The 9,587-nt window shown below is 34.5% G+C and carries 7 protein-coding genes; 1 reads left to right on the forward strand and 6 read right to left on the reverse strand.

Annotated elements, in window-relative coordinates; all coding sequences use genetic code 11:
- Nucleotides 1-4 precede the first annotated feature (4 nt).
- A complete protein-coding gene (locus Q0998_RS17240; RefSeq protein ID WP_299672112.1) occupies nt 5-3,370 on the reverse strand; it encodes a SusC/RagA family TonB-linked outer membrane protein in 3,366 nt (1,121 codons plus the stop codon).
- A gap of 200 nt (nt 3,371-3,570) precedes the next feature.
- Nucleotides 3,571-4,728: a FecR family protein gene (locus Q0998_RS17245; RefSeq protein ID WP_299672114.1), complete on the reverse strand. Its 1,158-nt coding sequence runs from the start codon at nt 4,726-4,728 to the stop codon at nt 3,571-3,573.
- 121 nt (nt 4,729-4,849) lie between these two features.
- On the opposite strand from Q0998_RS17245, the gene Q0998_RS17250 reads away from it, so the two are divergent.
- Entirely contained in the window at nt 4,850-5,410 is a 561-nt protein-coding gene (locus tag Q0998_RS17250) for an RNA polymerase sigma factor (protein ID WP_299672116.1), read from the forward strand.
- 522 nt (nt 5,411-5,932) lie between these two features.
- On the opposite strand, the gene Q0998_RS17255 is transcribed toward Q0998_RS17250, so the two are convergent.
- From Q0998_RS17255 to Q0998_RS17270, 4 genes are all read right to left on the reverse strand, one after another.
- Nucleotides 5,933-7,186, reverse strand: a complete 1,254-nt coding sequence (locus Q0998_RS17255) for a type II toxin-antitoxin system HipA family toxin (protein WP_299672118.1) — start codon at nt 7,184-7,186, stop codon at nt 5,933-5,935.
- A 59-nt stretch (nt 7,187-7,245) separates the two neighbouring features.
- The gene (locus Q0998_RS17260; protein ID WP_299672120.1) at nt 7,246-7,590 is read right to left on the reverse strand and encodes a helix-turn-helix transcriptional regulator; all 345 of its coding nucleotides are present in this window, start codon (nt 7,588-7,590) and stop codon (nt 7,246-7,248) included.
- A 270-nt stretch (nt 7,591-7,860) separates the two neighbouring features.
- The gene (locus Q0998_RS17265; RefSeq protein WP_299672122.1) at nt 7,861-8,271 is read right to left on the reverse strand and encodes a hypothetical protein; all 411 of its coding nucleotides are present in this window, start codon (nt 8,269-8,271) and stop codon (nt 7,861-7,863) included.
- 49 nt (nt 8,272-8,320) lie between these two features.
- Nucleotides 8,321-8,983 (reverse strand): hypothetical protein, encoded by a 663-nt coding sequence (locus tag Q0998_RS17270; protein ID WP_299672124.1) that lies wholly within the window; start codon nt 8,981-8,983, stop codon nt 8,321-8,323.
- Between the last annotated feature and the right edge of the window lie 604 nt (nt 8,984-9,587).

Raw genomic sequence — 9,587 nt, forward strand, 5'->3', positions numbered from 1 at the left:
AGTATTAAAATGTAGCGGCAAGCGAGAAGGATAGGGTGCGCGCAAACGGAAAACTGGTACCGCGTTCAATCTGTATTGACGAAAATTTAGCCACTTCGTTCATATTAAAACTCAATCGCAAACGTTGCAATTTTGTATTAGCTAAAAACTTTTTATTAAATTCATAATACACGTTTATAGCTGCAATATCTAGTTCATTACGGTCTTGAACAAAACGTGTGGTAGGTCGTGTTAGCGTAGTAAAATCTGTAAAAGTCCCAATTTTGTTAAAAAATCCCAGTCCTTTAAATTGTGTGACTTGGCCTGGGGTATTCCAACGTCCTGTAAGTACACGCTTATCAACATTAAAATTAATATCGACATTTTCGACCCGATCTACCAGTGTTTGATTATAGAGTTGCCCGCCACCTAAATATCTACCAGTTACAGAAAGCCCAAAGCCTTTATATTCTGTAGTAAAACCAAAATTACCACGAAAAGTTGGGTTGCTATCTCCAGCAGCAATCATATCGTTCGCATCCCACTCAAAAGTTGTATTACCATCTCTATTTATGTACACTTCTCTACCTGTTGCAGGATCAATCCCTAAAGAAGGTACAGCCCAAATAGTATTCAATGAAAGCCCATCTTCATAAAAAAGTACAGGTTTATTATTATCATCTGCTGCAGCACGAATTCTGGCAGCCTCGTTAAAACTTTCTAAAGCATCAGAGAGTTCTATAATTTCATTTTTATTAGTAAATAAGCCTACATTAAAGGTTAAAAAGCTATTCTCATTAGACCATACCAAATACGAAGCATTCAACTCGAAACCAGAATTCTTAACTTTACCTAAATTTTCTTTTACCGAATTAAATCCTGTAGAGGTGGGTATTGTAATATCTGTAATTAAATTTTCTGTATAACTTTCATAGTATTCAAATGTAAGTGATAGTCCTTTTACACGTGCATCAAGCCCTAAATTATAATCAAATTTGGTTTCCCATTGCAAACCATTATTGGCTAGTCTATCTAAAAAAGAGCCATTAAAGTTTTGATATAGCTTCTCTAAATAATAAGAATACGTAGCTACTGAAGCATTGGCATTAAAGTTTTGATTTCCCGTAGATCCTAACGTACCACGAAGTCTTAGCTGTTTTATGGCATCACTTTTAAAGAATTTTTCGTTGTGTAAATTCCATCCTAAACCCAGACTCCAAAAGGTAGCCCAGCGATTATCTGCACCAAATTGTGACGATGCATTGGTTCTTAAGGTTACATCAGAAAGAAAACGGTTGTCATATACATAAGAACCTGTCCCTAAAAATCCAAGCTCACGCGATATGGCATCTATACCTGTTGGTCGAGACCCCAAAGCATAATCTCTACCAAATATAATATTACTTTGTCCACTAGGGAAGCCTTCTACCTTATGTACGACTTCGCTGAACTTATATTCATAAGCATTGAAACCTACATTCGTAAAAAAGGTGTGTTTATTTACAGTTTTATTAAATTGAAGGTTAAAATCGCCTGACAAACGCATACTTTTCCCATTGTTAACCTGATAAGAACCTGCTCTTCTCCTTCGCTCATCACTTATACCGCCGGGATCAAAGATGTCAAAACTGGTATGGTCAGATGGTAAAAACTCATCGGCATCGTTACGCTTGGCGTCAATACCTATTCTTGTAGTAGCACGAAATTCTGGTGAAATGTCCCATTCTATATAAAGATTGTTTATTACATTAAGATAGGTGGATTCTAATTTTGTTCCTATAGTTGCATTGTATAATGGATTGGTATAATATATATCATCTGATATGACCTCACTGTAAAAAGGAATACTCCCATCAGGATTATTTGCTCTCCAATAAGGATTCATCCTTGTATATAAACCAAATGCACCATACGGAGATTCTTCAGCTTTATTACTAATAATATTTGTTCTATTTGTAAAAGCTAGATTTTTTGTACGATAGAATGCTGTTATACCACCGCTTATAGTCTTTCTTCCAGAGCCTTTCATAACACCAGCAACATCATTGTAGCTTACATTGGCAAGCATTCGTAGACTTTCTGAACCAAATTCTGCAGATAAAGAATGGCGTTGTCCAATACCTGTTTGCAGGGGTTTTGCCAACCAATCTGTATCTAAGCCTTCCAAGATTAATTTTCGTCTAAAATTATATAATTGTTGTAAGCGTACTAGTTCGTCTGGATCTCCACTATTACGTGTATAAACCCCATCTATACGCTCTGCTTCCAATTTTTCTGCGGCATTAGTCAGGTCATAACTTGTTAAGTCTGGTAACACAACATCTAAATTGGTATTATAAGTAATTCTAGATTTAGCACCTGATAGTCGTTGTGTTTCAATAACCACAACACCGTTGGCGCCACGTGATCCATAAATGGCTTTGGATGCAGCATCTTTAAGCAACGTAACACTCTGTATAAAGTTAATGTCTATGTCTAAGACTTGTTCAATGGTGCTTTCAAAACCATTTAAAATAAATAGTGGTTGATTAGGGTTTCGTAAGTAATTTCCTCTTAAATTAGAATTTAATTCAGATTCTTCTGGTGGTAGCGTTGAAGTACCTCGTATTTGAACATCGGGTAGGGCGTTAGGGTTAGAGCCTAATTCAAAATTATCAAATATTGCAATAGAGGGATCTAAATTTCTAATGGTTTGAAATAGGTTGGCATTCCCCACACGTTTTAATTCTTCTTTAGTGACGGTTATTGTAGACCCTGTAAAACTATTTGCTTTGCGCTTAAAAATACCCGTAGAAATAACTACCTCATCTAATGCAGTAGCATCTTCTTTCATTTGGATATTGATTGTATTTTGATTTTGAAGAGTTACTTCTTCTGTTTTGTATCCCAGGTAGCTGAATACCAGGACATCATTTGGGTTTGCGGCGATACTAAACGTACCGTCAAGATTCGTACTCGTCCCTTTTTTTGTTTTTTTAACTAATATCGTTACTCCTGGTAAGGGCTCATTGTTTTCATCTACAACCTTCCCTGTAATTTTTTGTTGCACTTTTTTTGGTACTTTAATTGTATTTTCCTTTAAAGTATTTGTTGTTTTTTTTACCAAAAAAACTTGTGATTCTATAATATTATGATCTGTTTGAGATAGTTCAAATGCTTGAGTTAGCACATTTGATACTGGTTCTTGAACCACATTAATGGAGATTTTACGATATAAATCGACATCTTTTAGTTTATAAACAAAACGATATTCTGTTTTTAATTCGATCTGATCAATCAAATGTTTTATGGTAACATTCTCTAAATTTAGGGTGATTTTTTTTTGAGAAAATGCAGTGTTTGCCTGCATTACAAAAACCATACTAAATATAAATAATAGACTAAGTTTCATCTTTAAATGGAGAATTAATAAAGATTTGCATCTTCTTTTTGTGTTAAGAAGCTTTTTCATACTTTTACGCTGTTTAGGTGATTAAATAAATTTTGTTTAATTACTTTTTAAGGATCGGGAAATGTGACCGCATTTTCCGATTTTCTTTTCCTTTTAATTCAATAAAAGTGTTTTGAAATACTGTTCATTTGTTATCTTGTTTAGTTAATAAATATTTTATTTTGTTCAATGGTATATTCAACGCCGTAAGAAGCGTGTAAACCTTCTAAAACTTCGTACACTGAAATATCACCAAAATTTGCGTTGTAAATTTCTTCATTTAAATTTGGGTTATTATTCACAATTGTTACGTTGTAATGACGTTCCATTTTTTTAAGCATGTTCTTAAACGATGTGTTTTTAAAAATTAACTTTCCTTCAATCCAGGATGTATAATTGTATGTATTTACTTTTTCTTGATTAATGATTTTTGATTGTTTATTGTAAATTCCTTTAAAGCTAGGTTCTAGCATATGACTTATAGTCATTTTTCCTTTTTTTTGTTTGTTTACATCATAAGTAGTATGTATTTTATCTAAACCTACTAAACCTTCAACCAATACAACATCGGTTGATACATCTTCTGGATATGTACTTACATTGAACTGAGTACCAAATACCCGAATATTTAGCTCCTCGGCGTTAACGATAAATGCATTTTTTTTGTTTTTAGTTACATCAAAAAAACCTTCGCCATTTAAAAAAACCTTTCTTTCCATATCAGGTAAAAACTTTACAGGGTATTTAAATGTAGAACCTGCATTCAAATAAACATGCGTACCATCTGACAGAAATAACTCAAATCTTTTACCGTATGGAACTGTTATGGTATTATAGCTTAATTCTTGTATTTCATTTGTACCGTTATACGCAATTACATTCCCTTTTTGATTTCCCACAACGGCACCATTTTTATTAACGATTGGCGAGTTTATTTGTTCAGAAATAACCTTTACGTCACCGTTTTCCAACTGAAGTGTTACATTTTCATTAGGAATTATTAATGTATTATTCGTCTTAAAATATCCTTGCTGATAAAAATAGCCCACTGAAAATAGGATTAAAATAGCGGCAGCATATTTAAAGAATGTTTGATACACTCTTTTAACTGGTTTCTCTCTCTCTTTTGTTTTATTGATAATTTTTTGATACGCTTCTTCTGCATTCACATTGCTATACGCCGTATCTAACTGTTGATTTATCCTTACAAACTCTTTAAAAGATGCTTTATTTTTGTTATCTTTCAACCAAGCTCTTAATATCTTAAGTTCTTCTAAAGAGATCTTATCCGTTAGGTATTTTATAATTATTTTTTCCAATGATTGGTTTGTTTTGTTTTACGTGTGACGCAAAAAAGATATTACACCCTTAACAAAAAGTTAAATATTTTTTTAATCTTTACCTTTTAGATTTTATTACCTTACAAAATTATCTCGTTTTATGATGAAGAGTAACTCTTTATGGATTCGTATTCAGCAACATGATGAATTGGCGTTAAAAGAACTTTTCAACCTCTACTATAAACCTCTTTGTTCTTATACTGTACAATTCACACAACGCATGCCCGATGCGGAAGATTTGGTGCAAAGTGTTTTTGTGAAACTTTGGATGAAACGAGAAAGTTTAACGATTAATACATCTATAAAATCTTATTTATATAAAGCAGTGTATAATGCCTACATAGATAAATTTAGGAAAAATAAAAAAAAAGAAGATTTTTTTGAAAATCTAAAATATGAAGCCATGTCTTTTGAATTGGAGGATGATGAGAATGAATTGCATGCTAAAATCGAAAAATTAAAAAGTATTGTAAATGATTTACCCGAACGGTGTAAAGAAATTTTACTACTTAGTAAATGGGAAGGATACAAACACCGAGAGATTGCAGAACAACTAAATATCTCATTAAAAACTGTAGAAGGGCAATTACGTATTGCTTATATTAAAATTCGAAAAGGTTTTGATAAGGATGATAAATTAATTTTGTTTTTTTTAAAATAGCGCTGCTTTTTTAATTTAATTTTGAAGGATGTTTGAGTAGTGAGTAGCTTTTGCTGGCGCAGCTCTTTATAGTTGTGGAAGGAGGTACGAATGGAGCAAGCTATCATGTGCTGCAGTAGTATGGGGATTTAAACGCTATGGGCGTGTGGCGCGCCTTTTGGCTTTGCTCAGGATAAGTTTTATAAACAGAAGATAGAGACAATTTGAAAAACAGCTCTTGAATTTTGATTTGTGAGAAGTTATAATTTAGTTTCTTCAAATATTACCTTGTTAATTATTCGATTTTTTCCATTAACATCTGAAACCTTTCTTCTCTGACTAATGGGTGGATATGCATTGCTGAAATTACAATGTCTTGTGGTTTCAGATTGTTTTTTGCTTGTGCCATCTTAATATTTTGTATTGTGATATGCAATATGAAAAAATTATTATATAAATCTACCCTTAGACTATTTAATATCGCATATTGCAATACGCGATATCTTTTTATATAAAATACCTTTAAAATGATAAGGGTATTTTTTATGAAATATTAAAAGCTTTATTTATTATCTGTTGCTCTTTGTTTGAAATCCCTATTTCTTTAGCTACTTCTTTCCACATAGCCACTACCGCTAGCACTTCATTTATAATTGTATTCATTTCCTCTTCGTCCAAACGAAAGTATTCTCCAACGCTTTTTGCCAGCTCATAATCAAGGGCATTGTTATCTATATCGATATTTAATGCTAATCCGTCTTTGTCTATGGATGGGTTGATATCATAGGCGGGTGATAATACCCAACCTTTATCGGTGAGTATAAATCCGTGGTTTCTTAAATGATCGTCTGTATTTGAAATGGCTATATTGAATACCATTCTTCGCCATAATTGTTCCAAATTTTCATCTACCATTGCGCCATGGGTCTGGATGAATTCTGCTAGGTCTAAATAACTTGCAGGCTGGTCTCTTATAGTATCTTCATTATTTCCTGTCATGGTCATTGCCGATGCAAAATGTACTCTTTCTCCCCTATCTCTATCGAATCGTTTGGTAAAAAAGGTATGGTATGTACCTGTAATTTTTTGAGTTCTGCATTCGGACATCTTAATGCCAGCTCTTGTGGCGAGTTGATACGCTAGGTATTCCCAAGCTGCTTTATCTATGGTATCATTTTTGGCAGGGAATTTTGCGATCCAAAGGTTTTTATCGTTGTCTAGAATATTGGCCTTTGGTCTGGCACCTCCTAATGAAGATCCTGACGCCATCAATACTGCCAACCATTTTTTTACCTCCTCACTATCTTCGTCATTTTCAAAATTCTTTGCTGCTTCTTGTAGCTCTCTGATGGATGACCAAGGTGGTGTTGGTGTTTGGTTTTTGTCATCTAAAAAAGAGCCGTTCAAATCTGTTTTAAAGCGCAATGCTCCCATGCGACTCTCATCATACACACCCAATAAATAATCTATTTCATAGAGTGTTTTTGCTCTTTCCTCTTTTTCTCTTGCTCTTTGTGCTTCCCTACGTTTCATTAATGTACGTCCCCAAGTATCTGGCATGCTATCTAAAAAGATACCGAAATTTTCTTTATTATTGGGATATTGTGGGCCTCCGTAGAATTGTATGTCTGGGTCGAGCAATAGTTGCTGTTTGGATTTTATCCAATCTTTGTTGTACTCAAAACTAAAGGCCTTTTTTCCTTTGGCAGATAGTGCCGAAAGTGTACCAATTAATTGAGGTTCTTGCATTGGTTTCCAATGTGCGTAAACGTATATATCTTGTTTGCCCTTTGCCATTTTATACTTTATTTACGATGAACAGTTTGCCGCGCTTCGCTCGCAATGACGACCTTACTTTAAATTAAGTCGAGGTCTTGGAGTTTTCTACCAAATTCATCATCTGCAGCAAGTTTTAAAAAATCGTCTTGTAAACCCAATACCCGTAATACATTAAAATAGGCACCTATTGCCACACTAGGATTTCCTGTTTCTATTAGGTACACGGTGCTCCTAACAATGTCTGCTCTTTCAGCAACTTGCTCTTGTGTTAGCTTCCTTCTCTTACGCGCTAACTTTATATTCTCGCCCATCTGTTTTAGCATATCCTGATGCTTCGGAAACAGTATTTGTTTTTTCTTAGCCATCACTAAATGATTGTTATTTCCTACAAATATACTATATATGATTGAAATAACACTCATTTTAATTTTTTCACCTATATCTATTCTGCTAGTTTTGTACCAAAATTTGGCAAATACTTTATTTTTTGCCAACGTTTAATTTGTAATTTCCTTCTATATAACATTCTTTAAAATAGCTAGTCCACTCCTTTTACCTGCACTTTATGTTCACTTTTTTACAAGGTTCATTATTCGTGAACAAGGTTAAATCATGAACAGGATATCTCGCTAAATTCTACTCGGTTCTCTGGTGAAAAGTGCTTTTTGTATTCAAGCGGTGTTCATTGATTTTCACTTTCGTTTGTCTTTTGAACTATTATTAAAAGCAATTAAATTGAATAGTTCTCGCATCCTACTTCTTACTCTGTTCCCATACTGTTGTTCGATTTCTGATGCTGATAGATTTGTAGTGGTGTGCGTTTTTAATTTTTTACTTATGAATAGATCGTACCGACTTAATATAATTTCTGCCATGACATTGCACTCATTCCCGAAGTATTTTAAGTTGCTTTCCGTTCCTAAATCATCAAAGCAGATTAGATTGCATTTGGGCTGGTACAAATTTCCTTTGCTATATCTGTAGACTACCTCATAGCCCTCTTGTATAAATTCAAAACTTACATCTCTACACGATTTTACATAATACTTATATTTCCAAACTCTAACCAAAGCAAAAACCACTATCAGAATGGACTTTTTCACTTTCCCCTTAGGGGAAATGTCCGTAGGACAAAGGGGCAAAAAGGACTATTTAAAACCCCTTCAACACCTTTACCCCATGTACCGGTTGCTGCACACCCGTAGTACTAGAAATCCCACTAGGTACTCCAAACTCATAGACAAACTGCCAGTTGTTTTTGGTGGTATAACTGCCCAGGATTTGAAGCCGACTTTGCGTGTCAAACCCTAAGCCCAGTCCGAATTTAGAACGAATCCTTGTCAAGGTTTCCGTTTGAGTAGTGGCGATTCGGAGGGTGTCTACCCGTAAGAGGTATTTGGGAAAGAGCGGTTTGTAGTTGAATTCAGAAGAGAGCAAATCTCCATTAAATTTATTAAAGATGGTAAAGCGTCCGTCTAGCAAGCTATCTTTCACTTGGACTTCAAACTGCTTGACGGAATCTATCGGGATGCTTTCTTTGGGAGTGGCAATAGGTGTTTGAGTCCCTACTTTACGGGTAACATATACAATTTTAGGCTTGGGGTTGAGTGTGATGCCTTTGGTGCTCACATAGTGGTTAAAGATCTCCAAGGTATCAATAATTCCTTGTCGGTATTCGGTTTTGGTGACTACTTGGGTTTCTTTGGTCGTATAGCCGCCCAGACTGGTAATGATGGCATGTCTAATCCAGTCTTTGAAGAGAAACAGCAATAAGAGTAGGGCGATTGCCAAGGCTATTTGGGTTGTTTTTTTCATGCTTAAAAAGATTCAAGGTTCTTCAAAAGGTTCAATATTTTTCATTTAAAATTCAAGATTAGACAGGGATGAAGTTTAAAAGGTTTCAGGTTTCAAGTTTCTAGGTTTCTAGGTTAGACACGGATTTCACGAATTGGTGCCGATTTTACCGAAAAGTATTCGCAGATTTTTTTATCTTTTGTACTTTTCATATCTAATTTCCAACTGCAAACTTCTCACCTCTTCATACTCCAAAAGATTCAATATTCTTAGTTTAAAATTCAAGGTTAAACTGGGAGGACGTTAAAAGGGTTTCAAGTTTCATGGTTTCAAGTTTAGACACGGATTTCACGAATTGGCACCGATTTTACCGAAAAGGAATGGTAGATTTTTTTATCTTTTGTATTTTTCAACCTATATCAGGGACTTCTAACTTCTAACTTTGTACTTTTAACTTTCAACTTCTAACTTCCTGTCATCTCGACCTTGTTCCCGAGGCTTCGGGAGAGATCTCTAAAGCTAACGTTAACACGATATGAGATTCCTCGGTTCCGCTCCGCTTCGCTAGCTACCTTCCATCAAAATACATTTTGATTTCGGTAATATTTCTCCTTTATAAAGCCAA

The organism is uncultured Polaribacter sp. (assembly GCF_947501385.1).
GTDB lineage: Bacteria > Bacteroidota > Bacteroidia > Flavobacteriales > Flavobacteriaceae > Polaribacter.